The organism is Pseudomonas sp. Pseusp11 (assembly GCF_047304405.1).
GTDB lineage: Bacteria > Pseudomonadota > Gammaproteobacteria > Pseudomonadales > Pseudomonadaceae > Aquipseudomonas.
Map to the genome: position 1 here is coordinate 44,662 of NZ_JBGLZF010000033.1, position 15,296 is coordinate 59,957.

Annotated in this window: 12 protein-coding genes and 2 pseudogenes; 11 read left to right on the forward strand and 3 right to left on the reverse strand. The window is 58.8% G+C overall.

The features are described from left to right. Positions 1 to 74: 74 nt before the first annotated feature. Positions 75 to 557 (reverse strand): hypothetical protein, encoded by a 483-nt coding sequence (locus tag ACCC96_RS22935; protein WP_007936111.1) that lies wholly within the window; start codon positions 555 to 557, stop codon positions 75 to 77. Positions 558 to 949: 392 nt separating this feature from the next. After that, a pseudogene (locus ACCC96_RS22940) lies at positions 950 to 1,074 on the reverse strand (phosphatidylcholine/phosphatidylserine synthase); the annotation flags it as partial. Positions 1,075 to 1,558: 484 nt separating this feature from the next. On the opposite strand from ACCC96_RS22940, the gene ACCC96_RS22945 reads away from it, so the two are divergent. The 9 genes and pseudogenes from ACCC96_RS22945 to ACCC96_RS22985 all read left to right on the forward strand — a co-directional run. Beyond that, positions 1,559 to 2,608 carry a hypothetical protein gene (locus ACCC96_RS22945; protein ID WP_019648173.1) on the forward strand — a complete coding sequence of 350 codons (1,050 nt, stop codon included), beginning with the start codon at positions 1,559 to 1,561 and terminating at the stop codon, positions 2,606 to 2,608. A gap of 177 nt (positions 2,609 to 2,785) precedes the next feature. Continuing rightward, complete coding sequence (locus tag ACCC96_RS22950) at positions 2,786 to 4,831, forward strand: iron-containing redox enzyme family protein (RefSeq protein ID WP_413696984.1); 2,046 nt, start codon at positions 2,786 to 2,788, stop codon at positions 4,829 to 4,831. Beyond that, a complete protein-coding gene (locus ACCC96_RS22955; RefSeq protein ID WP_413696985.1) occupies positions 4,828 to 6,669 on the forward strand; it encodes a carbamoyltransferase in 1,842 nt (613 codons plus the stop codon). Before ACCC96_RS22950 ends, ACCC96_RS22955 begins: the two co-directional genes overlap by 4 nt. Positions 6,670 to 6,810: 141 nt before the next feature. Further along, positions 6,811 to 7,767, forward strand: coding sequence for a TauD/TfdA family dioxygenase (locus ACCC96_RS22960; RefSeq protein ID WP_018925146.1), 957 nt, complete (start codon positions 6,811 to 6,813; stop codon positions 7,765 to 7,767). A 57-nt stretch (positions 7,768 to 7,824) separates the two neighbouring features. Then, entirely contained in the window at positions 7,825 to 9,081 is a 1,257-nt protein-coding gene (locus ACCC96_RS22965; protein WP_413696986.1) for an ATP-grasp domain-containing protein, read from the forward strand. Beyond that, a complete protein-coding gene (locus ACCC96_RS22970; RefSeq protein ID WP_258670393.1) occupies positions 9,078 to 10,274 on the forward strand; it encodes an ATP-grasp domain-containing protein in 1,197 nt (398 codons plus the stop codon). The genes ACCC96_RS22965 and ACCC96_RS22970 overlap by 4 nt, the downstream gene beginning before the upstream one ends. Then, the gene (locus ACCC96_RS22975; RefSeq protein ID WP_258670390.1) at positions 10,271 to 11,056 is read left to right on the forward strand and encodes an SDR family oxidoreductase; all 786 of its coding nucleotides are present in this window, start codon (positions 10,271 to 10,273) and stop codon (positions 11,054 to 11,056) included. Before ACCC96_RS22970 ends, ACCC96_RS22975 begins: the two co-directional genes overlap by 4 nt. Next, positions 11,053 to 11,688, forward strand: a complete 636-nt coding sequence (locus tag ACCC96_RS22980) for a LysE family translocator (RefSeq protein WP_018925150.1) — start codon at positions 11,053 to 11,055, stop codon at positions 11,686 to 11,688. Before ACCC96_RS22975 ends, ACCC96_RS22980 begins: the two co-directional genes overlap by 4 nt. 155 nt (positions 11,689 to 11,843) lie before the next feature. Continuing rightward, positions 11,844 to 12,041 (forward strand): annotated as a pseudogene (locus ACCC96_RS22985) (IS4 family transposase); the annotation flags it as partial. A 53-nt stretch (positions 12,042 to 12,094) separates the two neighbouring features. On the opposite strand, the gene ACCC96_RS22990 reads toward ACCC96_RS22985, so the two are convergent. Beyond that, on the reverse strand, positions 12,095 to 12,319 hold the full coding sequence (locus tag ACCC96_RS22990) for a hypothetical protein (protein WP_007898912.1): 225 nt from the start codon (positions 12,317 to 12,319) through the stop codon (positions 12,095 to 12,097). A gap of 992 nt (positions 12,320 to 13,311) precedes the next feature. On the opposite strand from ACCC96_RS22990, the gene ACCC96_RS22995 reads away from it, so the two are divergent. Together ACCC96_RS22995 and rmuC are read left to right on the forward strand one after the other, a co-directional pair. Continuing rightward, positions 13,312 to 13,635, forward strand: coding sequence for a hypothetical protein (locus ACCC96_RS22995; protein WP_081628185.1), 324 nt, complete (start codon positions 13,312 to 13,314; stop codon positions 13,633 to 13,635). Between the two features lie 175 nt (positions 13,636 to 13,810). After that, the gene (rmuC, locus tag ACCC96_RS23000) at positions 13,811 to 15,175 is read left to right on the forward strand and encodes a DNA recombination protein RmuC (protein ID WP_169342498.1); all 1,365 of its coding nucleotides are present in this window, start codon (positions 13,811 to 13,813) and stop codon (positions 15,173 to 15,175) included. Positions 15,176 to 15,296 lie beyond the last annotated feature (121 nt).

Sequence of the window (15,296 nt, forward strand, 5' to 3'; positions counted from 1 at the left end):
TTGATTTAGAGCGGTTTTGTAGGACAATCCGACCAAAATCGCGACCTGTTGGGCGATCTTCGGAAATGGGTGGATCAGCAGGCGACCTGATTCAACGATGAAACACAGGTTTGCCAGGCGTAGGTGAAGTCTCGCAAACGACCTTGGGGCTGGAAGGTCTGGCGCCAGATTCGGGCCATTCCCAGCAAGTCATCGGAGGCGGGGAGGGGAGTGTTCTGTTCTTCTACCAGCAGCCAGGCGATGGCGGTGGCGTAACGCAGGTTGACGGTCAATTCCAGGTGCGGTCCGCTGAGAAAAGCATGCTGGCTGGCCAAGCCGCGAACCAGGCTCGCCCGCTCCGGGTCCAGGGCCAGGTAGTGATCCCAGAGGGCCTGGTGGCGGGGTTCGGCGATTCGGTACAAGCCGTGTCCACGGCGGTCATGCAGGGCTGAACCAAGGGCTGACTGGCTGGCGGCGATGCCCAGCAGCAGGGATTCGGCAGTCGCGCTATGGCGTCCGAGGTAGATCAATGTCGGACGGATCACATAACGGCACAGTTCGCTGGCAGCGATACCCATAACGCCCTCGAAACATGAAGTGGTCGGCGATACCTGAAGGGGGCCTTGGCAGCTGTGGATCGAATCAGGCTCGCCGGAAGCGGATCAAGCCGCTTGAGTTGAAGTGTAGTGTCATTATTTTGCTGTAAAGGACTGTTTTTAAAATATTTCTGGCTTCGAGTTATAACCGTTATATCGGTTGGTGCTTAGGCAATGGCGGCTAAAAGAGAAATATCGGGCGATAAAAACCCCGCTTTTCAGGGTAATGCTGTTCACCTAAGCGGAGCCGCCTTACGGTCCATTGGAAACCGGGTCTTTGATATTTTCACCGTCCTTGGCCTTGAAGGCCTTGGGCGGTGCAGACGCGACCCACTCTATGGGGATGTTTTGGATGAGGGTGCTCAGGAGTCGGCGTACGCGGCTACGAAGCCCTGGAAGGAGTTGTCCTTGCTCTTCATGTTGACATTGCAAAAGCAAACAGCGACGACACCAGAATCAGCGACACGGTCAGCAGCAGGGTGTAGTCCGGCAACTTGACCGGGCATTCATAGGGTTTGTTGATTTACGCGCCTTTTCATGAATATTTTTTTTCTTGGATAAATTGCAGGTGCTTCATTTGACATTTGGGATCCAATGTCTAGAATCGATCGCATGAGCCCCTCGGATGGGCCAGAAAGAATAAAAGTAAAAAGGAAGATACAATGCATGGAAGCTATCCGTATCAGCGTATTGCAGTCTGCAATACCTTCAAATTGCACATCGCAAAAATCATCACTGAATTTCCCGCCTCGTCGCATTGTGCTGTGAATTATTTTGCTCGCGCACGGTTTTAATTAATTTCGACCTTCATGCATCTAACAGTTTGGATTGTTGATATCCAAAACTTATGGTGCCTGGCTTGCTGTGGGCCGTTATTGGCAGGTTCGCACTTTCGATATTAAATAATCGAAGTGGACGTTCGTCCCAAAAAGAGTTGGCTGATCAAATGGAATTCCGATTCTCGCTAAAGGAGTGGCTTGGCCATGTTTAAAAGACGCAAGCGCACCGCGCTGGATGATCCCAGTCTGGAACGTGTGAAGTTAACACCCCAGATGCTCACCTACGATCAATTCGCCAGTCGCAGTCGTTCCCAGTACTTACCTTATGTGATGGGTTTCAATGCCGCCGATTACCGTTCGGAAGCGATCAATACCGATCGGCTCGGATTTCGCCTGGCCTATGATGCGCAAGGCCGGCCGGTCAGTGTCGGCTCCCTCGAGGCCAGCGCGCTATCAGAGGTGAATTTACTGGTCGGGGCCTCGTCAGCCTTGGGTTACGGGGCTTCCAGTGATGCCGCCTCGGTAGCGAGCCGCCTGTCCACGCATGATCCCGACGCTACGCCATGGCTGAATTTTGCGGGGCATACCTTTAATGCGACCCAGGAATTGATGCTGTTCGTGCTGCATGCTCATCGACTGCCCAAAGTGCGACGCATCGTGATCATGGGCGGCTTCAATACTCTGGTCATGGCGCGTCTTCCTGAGTTCATTCGAGGTGATCTGCCACCGTTCTACTTCTGCGGTGACTATTACGAAAAGTTTGATGAAATTGCTGAGGAAAATGGTGCAGAACTGCCGCCTGGCAAACTTCCAAAATGGCCGAACGAAACGACTGAGGTTCCGCCTGTTTCGCAAACTCTGGTACGCGCTCTGCAAGACACCATGAATTGTCTGACTACCTGGAAACGCCTCGCGGATTCTTTGGGTGCAGAACTTACGTTTGTTCTCCAACCCTTGGCGACTTGGGTAAGAACGCCGTGTGCCGAAGAGCAGAAGCTGTTCAATGAGCTTGATCGGATTTCCCGGTTTGGTACCTGGCAGCATTTATATGGCGACATATCCGCTCCCACTGTCGCGGAATATTACGCCGATAGTCTGGCCAACAGTTGTCATGACTTGGGTATTCGATTTGCCAGTTTGATCGATGATTTTAGAGAGCGTCCGGATGATGAATGGTTATACGTTGATCGCGCGCACTTTACCGACCTTGGTAGTGATGTCGTAGCACGCGCCATTCATCGATACCTGCAATGAAAATTTAGGGGGCTCTATGTTAAAGCGAATTCGCAAGGCACTTGGTTCTTTGTTCAAGAAAAAGAAAAAAGCCAAGAAGAAAAACAATTCCTCCATATATCCAATGCACTGATGAAAACTAATAGGCAAATCTTTTCCAGCTTCCTCGGGGCAGAAACCGGGGGAGAGGCCAGGCGCATGTTCACGCCGGTCAACCTGCGCACTTGCCTGGGTGCGGTGCATGGGACGGACTTGGTGGACGTTGACTTCACCAGCCCGGCGGCTTTGGCGGGGCTGGCGAGCGGTGCATGCGAGCGGCTTGGGCCGTTGCGGGACGGATTCCGAAGGTTGGCACAGACAATCGAGGGGAGCGAAGCGAATGCCCAGGCGTTGCGTGCCAAGGCGGCGTTGGAGTCGGCTCCCTTTCTGATCGGCAGTCAGCACCTGATTCATGGGGTGTGCGGCAGCTGGAATAATGAAGCGCGCCATGCCATGGCAGCGCTGAGTATCCATGCGGCGGATGTGGGTGCCGGTCAGCCAGGGGCCAGTCGTATCCAGCGCTACCTGGAATTGCTGCGTCAGCACGCGCTGGCAGATGCTGGCGAAGATCTCTTGCGGGCAGTGGCCGACCCAAGGATCTCGGACGGAGCCTTCAACTTTGCCTCGACCCTGCTCGTATTGGGACATTTTCCGGAGTCGCTGACGGCCCAGATCCTGGGGATCAACCTTTACCTGCGTCATTGCGGGCTGTTGCCCTCGTTTGAGTTCATCGCCCATAACGAGCCGTCTGCCCGCCAATTTCTCGATCTGCGTCGCGATCCCGCTGGTAGTGCCGATGATCTTGCCGTGCTCGCCGAAACGGCAGTCCGGGAATTTCTCGTGCAAATGGGCGCTGCCGGAAACGATGGGGTACGCCAAGGCTACCTGTGGGCGCGCCGGCAGGCCGAGGAGATGAACGAAGCGCTGCTCGATGTGCTTGAGCGCTGGCTCGATCCGAGAGAGGCGGCGCGCCACCTGATCAGCCGACGTCGGCTGGATGCTTGTCAATACCATGACAAGACTCAGTTGAATAAGGTGCCGATGAAGCCCTTGCTCGCAGTCGACGACTCCTTGAAGTTTCTCGACCATCTTGCCGCCAGCGCCTACGTGCGGGCGGGCAGGCCGGAATCGAGTCCACTGCTCACCAGCCTGATTTCGCCGCGGGGCAAGATGTTCCGAATCTTCAGTCGCGACGATATTGCCATTCTTCACCGCTGGATCTGCGGCTTGCCTTACTCCGATGCGCCCAGGCAGACCCCGGCTTTCCAGGTATGGAAAGACGACGGCAAACTCGCCGAGGCTCTTCGCGAGGTCGCTGAAACCCAAGCGTTGGTCGCCAGATTCAGCCCGCGACAGGCCTACCCGCGCCTGTTGCGAATGGAGCTCACGCCGTCAGAGGAATCCTATGCCGGTCACTACGTGAAGAGCTGGCTGGCCAGGGCCGCCCGTGGCGTCACCAAGGGGCATTGCTCGTTGCCGGAGCGTTGGGCTCCCGGTGTCCTGCAGCGGTGGTTGCAGGGCCAGCATGAAGCTTCCAACCAGGCACTGGAGCAGGACGAAGAGCTGCCGTCTCGCGATGAGGTGGTCGCCGATATCCTGTCCCTGGCGCCGCTGACAATGATCGACGGGGCCTGGCTGGCCGGGTTCGCCCACCCGGCGGTAGCCTCCACGGCGTACGGCAGCAGACTGTTCGAAACGCTTTTCGATGAGTTGGGCAACGGAATCGAGGCGCAGAACCATCCCGTCATCTACCGCCATCTGCTCAAGGCAGTACATGGCGAGTTGCCGGCCACCGCTGACCCCGGATACGCCAACGCCGCTTGCTTCAACGACGAGAACTTCGAGCTGCCCGTGTTCTGGTTGTCTATCGGGCGATATCCCCAAACCTACTGCCCGGAGATTCTCGGGCTGAACCTGGCGATGGAGCTGTCCGGAGTAGGGGGCGGTTATCGGCGTACCCACAAGGCGTTGGTTGCCTACGGCTATCCGACGATGTTCGTCGATCTGCACAACTCCATCGACAACATCTCCACCGGGCATACGGCATGGGCTGCCGCGAGTCTGGATACCTACCTTTGTGCTTTTTCTCGTAGTGACCGTGATGAACTCTGGGCGCGCGTCCGTAATGGATTCGTCGCGCTCAATCCACCCAGGGAGCAAACAATGCTGGATAAGTTTCGCGAAAAAGTGAGGTCGCTGCTATGACGATTACGCTTGGCATCTCTGCCTTTTATCATGACAGCGCGGCCACTCTGGTAGTGGACGGCAAGATCGTTGCCGCGGCCCAGGAAGAGCGTTTCAGCCGGATACGGCATGACCCGGGTTTTCCACGCAAGGCCATCGAGTACGTCTTGAGGAACGCAGGTATAAACCTGGCCGATGTCGACCATGTCGCCTATTACGAAGACCCGGCACTGAAGTTCCGTCGGGTACTCTCGACGGCCGCCGTGGCCGGGTTTTCGGCAGCGCGCACCTACGCACCGGTGCTTGGCGAATGGCTATCAACCAAGCGCCGGATGGACCGTGAGGTCGTGCGTCATCTCAGAGCGATGGGAGATCGGGACGGTCGCCGAATCGAAGTGCATGGTCACCACGAGTCCCACGCCGCATCGGCATTCTTCCCCAGTCCTTTCGAGAGCGCCGCGATCCTGTGTATCGACAGTGTCGGCGAATGGGCGACGACCACCATCTGGCACGGCAGGCCAGAAGGTATCAAGCTGGTTGCCGAGTTGTCCTTTCCCCATTCGCTGGGCCTGCTCTATTCGGCCTTCACCTATTTCTGTGGCTTCAAGGTGGACTCCGGCGAATACAAACTCATGGGACTTGCGCCATATGGCAAGCCTCATTACGTCGACACGATCCTCTCGCATCTGATCGATGTGAAGCCCGATGGCAGCTTCAGGCTCGACTGGACCAAGTTTGAGTTCATCAAAGGCCAGGTCATGACGGGCGATGCCTTTGAGCAGCTGTTCGGTGGCCCCCGGCGCCTGCCCGAGGCCCCCCTTACCGATCGCGAGTTCGATTTGGCCGCATCGGTGCAGAAAGTCACGGAGATCGTCGTTTCGCGCCTGGCCAAGACCGCCCGTGAGCTCACTGGCGAGACCGCGTTGTGCATGGCCGGGGGCGTTGCCCTTAACTGCGTAGCCAACGGCGTGATCTCGCGTGAGCGGATATTCGACCGTCTGTGGGTGCAACCGGCGGCTGGCGATGCGGGTGGCTCGCTGGGCGCCGCGCTGCTGACTGACCGCAAGCATCGCAGGGTGGCAAGCCGCGAACTGCCTGCTGGCGTGCGTGATGGCATGAGCGGAGCATTGCTTGGGCCGGAGTACAGCGAAGAGCAGATCAGGGACGAGCTGGAAGCCTGCGGCGCTGTTTTTCACAGGCTTTCGCCGGAAGAGCTCGACCAGCGGGTGAGCACCAGCATCGAGGACGGCGGGGTCATCGGCTGGTTCCAGGGGCGAATGGAGTTCGGTCCGCGATCGCTTGGCAGCCGTTCGATCCTGGGTGATCCGCGCCGCTCGGACACCCAGTCAAACATGAACCTGCGCATCAAGTTCCGCGAGTCCTTCCGCCCCTTCGCTCCCGTGGTGCTTGAGGAAAAAGCGGCAGACTACTTCGACATCGTCGAGGAAAGCCCCTACATGCTGGTGGTCTCGCCAATTGCAACGGGCATTCGCAAGGCGATCCCACAGGAGAGTGCGCGGCTTGCCGGGATCGACTTGCTCAAATTGGTGCGTAGCGAGCTGCCGGCAATCACCCACGTGGACTTCTCGGCAAGGGTGCAGACCGTGGACCGGGAGCGCAACCCGCGGTTCCGGGCGCTGCTTGAACACTTCTATCAGCGTTCAGGGTGTCCTGTATTGGTCAACACCTCGTTCAACGTGCGCGGTGAGCCGATTGTGAACACGCCGTTCGAAGCTTATCGCTGCTTTATGCGTACCAACATGGATGTGCTGGCGATTGGCGACTTCTACCTCGATAAATCGGAGCAGCCTCAGTTCGAGGAGGCGGTCGACTGGCGCGAGACAGTACCGCTGGATTAACTCTTTCATACACTAGGGAAGGTGCACTATGGATTATGTTCTGCTCTACCTGATCCTGCCGTTGGGGATGTTTATCCGACGAACCAAGGCGTTCGCCCATCAGCCAGACCCCAAGGTCACCTCATACCTGAACCGCAAATCATGAGCGTCATGGCCATGGATGTTCAGGAGGCTTCATTGGTACAGGTGGTGGTCGTCAATGATCCCGACCTGACCGGGCTGGAGGGCTGTCGCGTGAGGCTGGCCGAAACGCCGCACTGCGCTGAGAGTGTGGGAGCAGTCGGCGGGGATTGGCTCGGCACAGTGTTGGGCCGGGACATCGTCGAGGCAATTCGCGCATTTCCTGACAGCCCGCACAAAGCGCTGCTCATCAGAGGCATTTCGCTCTCTACGGACGTCGCGACGCCGCGCAATGGTTTCCTGCCCAACGCCGAGTGTGTTCTTGACTTCGATCTGCTGCACTTTGGCATGTTGTGGCTGCTGGGTGTCAGGCCGCATGCAGTCGAGTATGAGAACTTCGGCAAGCTGGTCAGAAACGTCGTTCCGGTTCCGGAGGCCGCGGGCACCACCAGCTCTTGGGGCGCGGATGTGGAGTTTTTCTGGCACACCGACAATCCCAACTGGCCCTTCGCCGATCAAAGCCGAAATGTCGCGACCGCCGTGCCGAACTTCTTGGCCTTTACCGCCGTGCGCAACTTTGAAGGCGCCTCCACCGACATTGTTTGTGTGGATCATGTCCTTTCAAAGCTGCCCGGCTGGGCGATCGCCCAGTTGCAGAAGTCTGCCTACACCTTTGGTGCCCCTGCCTCCAACGAGGGCTTCGATGGCCAGCCGAGGGTGCTGCCGGTGCTGGAGCACGATGAGGGCGGTTATCGCCTGCGCTTTGACGATGGCATCGTGGCCGCCCTCGACCTGGACAGCGAAAAGGCACTTGGGCTCCTGCGCCAGTGCCTGCGCGATGCCCAGGGTATAGAGGTGGTGTTGCAACCAGGCGACTTCTTCATTTTCAAAAATGCCCGCGTGCTGCACCGCCGCAAGGCGTTCCAGCCTCTGCTCAACGGCAAGGCGCGCTGGCTGCGCCGGGTGTACGGCAGTTGAGCCTTTGCTTCAAGAACCATCACACAACAAACATCACAGTAGACAGGGAGTTCATGCATGAATAAGCGTATCGCAGTAGTCGGTGGTCGTCCCTCGCCCATTCATGGTGCCAAGGAGCTGGGCATCGACGTAGTGCTGGTGCATCAGGAGGGTGACTACGAGCAGGAAATCCTCGCCCATTGCGAACAGGTGGTGCATGCCAGGATTGACGACGCCGAGGCCATCATCAAGGTCCTCGAGCCCCTGCACCGCGACCGTCCGTTCGATCGCATCATGACCACTACCGAAGTGGCCGGCGAGTCAACGGGCAAAGTGGTCGATCACTTCGGCCTCACCGGGGTTTCCTATAAGACTGCGCGCCTGCTCAAGGACAAAGTGGCCATGCGCGAGTTGCTGGTCGAGCACAACCTGAGCCCGGTTGCCTATCGCCATGTCACCCGTGCGCAGGATGCCGTCGCGTTCGTCAAAGAGCATGGCAAGTCGGTTCTCAAGCCCGCCGAAGGCGTGGCCAGCCTGCATATCCATCCCTGCGATGACGCAGCCTCTGCTTCCAAGGCCTGGCAGGCGCTTCAGGATGCCGACGTCAAGCACATTATCATCGAGGAGTACCTGGAGGGGCCGGTTGTCAGCGTCGACTCCTTCTCGTTCAAGGGGCGCCACCTTCCCATTGGTTACTCCCAGTACCGCATGAACGACAAATATGTTGAGTGGGAAGTCAGCACGCCGAGCACCGAGGCCAGGAAATGGCTGAGCGAGCTGAAGGAAATGACTTGCCGCCTGCTCGACGCCGTAGAACTGGAGGAAGGCCCTTCCCACAGCGAGTTCGTGCTGACCCCGAAAGGTCCGCGTGTACTCGAATCCCACGCTCGTCTCGCGGGCTCCGGTGCTCCGGAACTGGTACGGCGTGCGTTCGGCCTGGACCTGAACCGCATGTTCCTGACTGTGCCGCTGGGTATCGACACTCTGCCGGATGTGTCGCCCGAGCCGAGAGCGGGTGCCGCGATCCAGTTCTTCGTACCGACACCTGGCAAGGTCAGAAAGGTCGAGCTCGATCTCAAGCCTGACGTCGATGTGCGCCATACCAAGTCAGGCGAGACTCCACGGGTGTTCTTGCCGTTCCTGTTCGAACTGGGCGCCGCCGAGCGTGCCGTAGTCATCCAGAAGCATGAGGGCGATACGATTCCACCGCTCGACACCGTTGCCGACTGCGTTTCAGGGTATGTCCTGGCAACTGGCACCTCGCGCGAGGATGCCGTGCGTATCGGTGACGAACTGGTAGCGGCGGTCAACTTCATCGTGGATCCCACGGCATGAAATATGTCCTCTGCTTGCACCGTTGGGTCGGTAGCCAAGCGCTATACGACCGATACGAACTGCCGGCAGGAATGCAGATTCGGGCGATCTGTACGCCCGAATCCTGCGCGTCCCTGCCAAGCGAGCGCCTGGCGTCAAGCTCGGTGCTCGTCTCCCTGGACGATGCTGAGGCGGTCATGGCTGAGGCCGAGCGTCTGGTCGAGCAACATGGGGTTCCAGCGCTGGTGGTTGCCCTCAATGAGGGCGACCTGCTCAATGCGGCTTCTATCCGTGAGCGATGGCAGGTACCGGGAGATCTTGTCGCGTGGACCGAGCGGTTCCGCGACAAGCTCACCATGCTGGAGGTCGCAGGCCGGCAATCGTCGATCGGCGTGCTGCCCGCGTCGCCTGCCGATTCCCGCGAAGCGGTGGAGCGACTGGCCGCTGAACACGGCTATCCGCTGGTGCTCAAGCCGCGTTACGGCACGGCGAGTCGCGGCGTAAAGTTTCTTCGCGGCCCAAGGGATCTTGATCAGATCAGACAGGCCACGGAGCCGATGATGGTCCAGGCTTGCTGCGCGGCCCCCATCCTGCACGTTGACGGCTGGTGGGATGGGCAACGGATTGTGGTAGTCACGGCGTCGCGTTATGTGAACAGCTGTGCCGATTTCGGTCCGGATAGCCCGCTGGGCAGTATCGAACTCGAGGAGGGCGACGACGAACGACGGATTGCGGGGCGCGTCGAACAACTGCTGGCAGTCTTCGCGCCTGAGCGAGAAATCGTCTTCCACCTCGAACTGTTCGACCTGGATGACAAATTGCTGTTCCTGGAAATCGGTGCCCGGGTCGGTGGCGCCGAAATCCCGTTCCTCTGGCGAGAGGTGAGGGATATCGACCTGCTGGGGATCGCTTGGGAAATCCAGACCGGGGCGTCTACCCGCTACCGGGACCTTGCGCGCAGCCTTAGCAAGGAGGGCAGGCCATTGCATCGCGAGCGGGGGGCATGGGTGATCGCCCGCCGCAACAGCTCGCCGCGTGAAGGCTTGGGTACCCTGTACTGGGCTCAACCGCAGAACCTGGATCGCTTCGCCAGCGGTGTTTATGAGGGCGCTGGCACGCGCCTTCGTCTGCGCAGCTTCGATCGCCCCGCGCTGGTACGTGACGTGGGGAAGATCTTCGAACAGTTATCCGAATCATGGGGAGCTCAATCTTGAAAACAGCAGTTGTTACCGGTGCAAGCAGTGGCATTGGCGAGGCATGCGCTCGTACCTTGGCCAGTCGTGGTTGGCGGGTATTCCTTGTGGCGCGCAGGGGGGATCGGCTCGAGCAGATTGCTGGCGAAACCGGCGGGCGCGCCATTGTGCTGGATGTGACACAAGCGCGAGAGGAGGACTTGGTGCAGGTTTCCGAGTGCGATCTTCTGGTGAACTGTGCGGGCGGGGCGATCGGCCTGGATGGGGTAGACGCGGCCAGTGCCGAGGACTGGACGAACATGTTCAACAGTAACGTCCTTGGGACTTTGCGGATGACCCAACTGCTATTGCCTAGGCTCATCGCGTCCCAAGGGTGCATCATCAATATCACCTCAACGGCTGCGCTAGCCGGTTATGAGGGGGGAGGCGGCTATTGCGCGGCCAAGAGTGCCCAGCGCGCACTGACCCATTCCTTGCGACTGGAGATGAAGGGTATACCGGTGCGCATCACCGAAGTGCTCCCCGGCATGGTGCATACGCCAGAGTTTTCCTTGAATCGTTTTCGCGGCGACGCCGAACGGGTCAGTGCCCTCTACAAGGATGTCGACCGGCCTTTGAGCGCGGACGATGTCGCCCAGGTCGTGGCTTGGGTTGCCGATCAGCCCGCACATGTCAATGTCGATGAAATCGTGGTTCGGCCAGTGGCACAGCGTGCTCAGCATGCGCTGTTCCGCGGCAGTCTCGGCTGGTTCGAGCCGCAGCGGGCCGACACATCCCCTTTGAACGATGGAGCACGCCAATGATGGCGCTGGAAAGCCTGGCCGGTGTGGCCATCATCTCCTTGGGCATGGTGCTGACACCGGGTCCCAACATGGTCTACCTGACCTCGCGGGCGATTTCCCAGGGGCGGCTGGCCGGGATGATTTCGCTGGCGGGTGTGGCGCTAGGCTTCGTGTGCTACTTGTTGGCGGCGGGACTGGGACTGGCCGCTTTGTTCAAGGCAGTGCCAGTCGCCTACGATGTCGTCAGGATCGCAGGCGCATTTTACCTGGGCTATCTGGCCTGGAACATGCTGAAGCCCAGGGGGAGTTCCCCCTTCGAGGCGCGGGAGCTGCCACCTCACTCGCGGAGACGGCTGTTCACCATGGGGCTTGTGACGAACCTGCTGAATCCGAAGATTGCGCTGATGTATTCCGCGCTGATCCCGCAGTTCATCGACCCTTCCGCAGGATCTACCTTCCAGCAATTCATCCAGATGGGGCTGGTACAGATCACCATTGCCGTCACCGTGAACGGCATGATCGTTCTCGCCGCCTCCCGGGTCAGTGGATTCCTGGCCAAGCGACCTTCTGCCATGCGCACCCAACGCTGGGTGTCCGGGACTGTCCTGGGCGTCTTCGCGGTCGATATTCTGCTGCGCAAACCGCTCACCTGATAAGGAACGAGTGTTTTGCCTGACCGTAATGCTGTTCACTTGAGTATTTGAGCCTCAGCCGGACTTCCTCGAAAATCCGATGCCAGACCTCTGGCATCGGATATTTATGGGGGCGCCAGGCATGGGCGTAATCTTGTGCGTAGATCCGGCGGTTGTGCGGGGACATTGCCATGCAACTGATCGTGATGGCCGCGGCCAACCCGATTTCAGGTACAGGCAGATGATTGGCAGAGTTGAGAACCGGTATCGGAGGGGTGTTACTGGATCACCGTCCAAGGCCTTCAAGACCTGGGACGGTGAAAATATCAAAGCCCCGGTTTCCAGGGGGCCGTAAGGCTGCTCCGCTTAAGTGAACAGTATTACGCTTTTCAGCAGGGCTTTTGAGGTTTTCAGCCTTTCTGGCGTCTCAGGCAACCAGTGCCTGGCGAGTACGCTCGATCACAGCCTGCAGCGGCTCGGCGCTGGAGTATTGATCGGGGTACAGGCGTTCGCTGTGACGAGCGATGCCGTGTTCGTTGACCAGAGTGAAGCTGAAGCAGCCTTTGCGAGCGGCCATGATCAGGCAGTTCATTGGTGCAAAAGCGTTGGTTAGGGTGCGAATGGCATCCTGAGTGTGGATTTGAGTAGACATAATCGGGTGTTCCTACAAGCGACACGGATAAGAGCCGTGCAAAATTAAAACGTTCCAGTGACGACGACCACCATTGGTCGAACGAAGAACCCGACTGGAACAAAGCAGCCAGTTTGAAGCGCTGATAAGTTGGCGCGCTTGGGCTGGCAGGTAGGTACTTAGGAGGGCAGGCAACACATCAGGGGCAAAGGTTCTGGGCCCGGGGTGAAGATCCTGATCAATTTGCAGGTTGGTTCGGTCAGAGTAAGTGAACTTCGCAACACCCTTTGCTTTCGATTCAAAGGCTGTGTTGACGCAAGATTTACCTGGAAACCATCGAGGTGGTCGATCCCGCTTTGTCGGTGAAGGCTTCTCTCAGGGAAGGCTGACCGGGGGGATTTGTTCGACCAGAATTGACTTTCAGCTTGGTACTAACGCCGCGGATACTAACGGATTGAATGGCCAAAGGGAAGCCTGCTCGCAAAAAAACACTGAAGTGCCGGCCGACCACATCCGCAAGTGCTGTCGGAAAATGTCATCGGCCGACACGTGCCCCGCAATCGCCCAAAAAACGGCCGTTGATCCGAGAGGGCGATCGAGCCAGGATCAATCTGTGGCGCGGGTTGCGGGGTTTATCCCCAGGCGTTACCGTAAAAACGCGCCGAAAAAGCGCACCGATATAACCGCCTCGCAGGTACTTGTGCACATTAGTTGCACGCACTGTCATCGCACTGTCATCCTCGCTTCACCGAGGGTGGGTGCCTGTAACGAAAATTTAAGTCAATGAAAAACATCGCTTTTTTTTACTGGTGAAAAAATCGTCAGTTTGACTGCGAGCCCCATTCCACACGGCTTTGCGCGACTTCAAGGGCGGTTGTCCACTGAGTTATCCACAGCTTCTGTGGATTGTCCCGAGCGCTTGCTCTAGGACGGGCGTGCAGGCTTTTTTCGACTTTACCTGTGCGAAAAAAAGAGTAGAGTGGCGCGCCTTCCGATTTGCCCCACAGTGCTTTATGAAGTTTCGCTCAGTACCAGTCTCTGCTGCCTCAGCACCCTCCAGCATTAACCCACCCAAGCGCTTTTCGATGCGTGTGGCCGAGTGGCTACTGGACAGCCCGCGCCTGGGCGAAAACCCCAACGTCAAACACTTCGCCGGACGTTTACTCAAGCAACCTGCCCGTGAAGGCGTAGTGGCCGCGCAAAGCCGCCTCGGCCAATTGATGTGCCGCGAATGCGGGAACGCCCGGGATCGCCGTATTGGCCAGGACCTGTTGCGCCAGGCTGCGCGCGCCGGGGACCGACGCGCCCAGCAGGAACTCGGGCTGATCGAAGACTGAGCTGTCCAAGACCTGACGCCTTGGTTAACCTTCACGCTTTATCTAATCGGCAGGAGTGGCTATGGCGATGGACTTGACCAGCGCATTGCTGGGGCTGGCGGGCGCTGCACTGCCGTTGCTGGTACTGGCCTGGCAACTTCAGCGTCGGGCGAGTACGGGGCAGGCCGAACTGGCATTGCTGGAAGAGCGCCTGGCCATGGCCCAGCTGACGCAGGATGGCTTGAACGCCCAGCTCGACACCTGCCGTGATGAAGTCGCTGACCTGAGCCAGGCCAACGCCGCCAAACAAGCCGATCTGGCAGCCCTGCGCCGTGAAGTCGAATTGCTACAGATCGAACGCGACGATGCCCGCGACGCAGCCCACGCCTGGAACATCGAACGTGCTGGCAAAGAAGCTGAGTTGCGTCGCCTGGACGCTCAGGCTGCCTCCCTCAACGCCGAGTTGCGTGAGCAGCAGGAAAGCCATCAGCAGCGCCTCAACGACCTGCAAGGCTCGCGAGACGAGCTGCGAGCGCAATTCGCCGAGCTGGCGGGCAAGATCTTCGACGAGCGCGAGCAGCGTTTTGCCGAAACCAGTCAGCAGCGTCTGGGGCAATTGCTCGACCCGTTGAAGGAGCGCATCCAGTCATTCGAAAAACGCGTCGAGGAAAGTTACCAGGCCGAAGCCCGCGAGCGCTTTTCCCTGGCCAAGGAACTGGAGCGTCTGCAACAACTGAACCTGCGCCTGAGCGACGAAGCCACCAACCTCACCCGCGCCTTGAAAGGGCAGAAAACCCAAGGCAATTGGGGTGAACTGATTCTTGAACGGGTGCTTGAACACGCGGGCCTGGAGAAGGGGCGCGAGTACCAGACCCAGGTCAATCTAAAGGGGCCGGACGGCGAGCGATTCCAGCCGGATGTGATTATTTACCTGCCTGGCGACAAGCAGGTCGTGGTCGATTCCAAGGTCAGCCTCACGGCTTATCAGCAATATGTGGCCGCCGAAGACGACGGCATCGGCCAGATCGCCATCAAGCAGCACGTGCTGTCCCTGCGCAATCATGTCAAAGGCCTGGCCGGCAAGGACTACAAGCGGCTCGACGGGTTGCACAGCCTGGATTTCGTCCTGCTTTTCGTCCCGATCGAAGCGGCGTTTTCCGCGGCGTTACAGGCAGAGCCGACGTTGTTTCAGGAGGCCTTCGACCGCAACATCGTGATCGTCAGCCCGACCACGTTGCTGGCCACTTTGCGGGTCATCGACAGCCTGTGGAAGCAAGAGCGCCAGAGCCAGAACGCTCGGGAAATCGCCGAGCGCGCCGGATGGCTGTACGACAAGTTCGTGTTGTTCATTCAGGATCTGGATGAGGTCGGCAATCGCTTGCAGCAACTGGACAAGGCCTACAGCTCTGCCCGCAATAAGCTGACAGAAGGCCGTGGCAACCTGGTCAGTCGCAGCGAACAGCTCAAATTGCTTGGCGCGCGAGCCAGCAAGAGCTTGCCGGCGGACCTGCTGGAACGGGCCATGACGGATGTCGATGGCTTGGCCGAGTTGCCCGAATAAGCCATCTTTTTCGATGGCATCTGTGGCGAGGGGGCTTGCTGTGGGGGGGGGGGGGGGGGGGGGGGGGGGGGGGGGGGGCGGCCCCCGCAGGGGGGAAGAAAAAACGGAGGGGGGGTTGTTT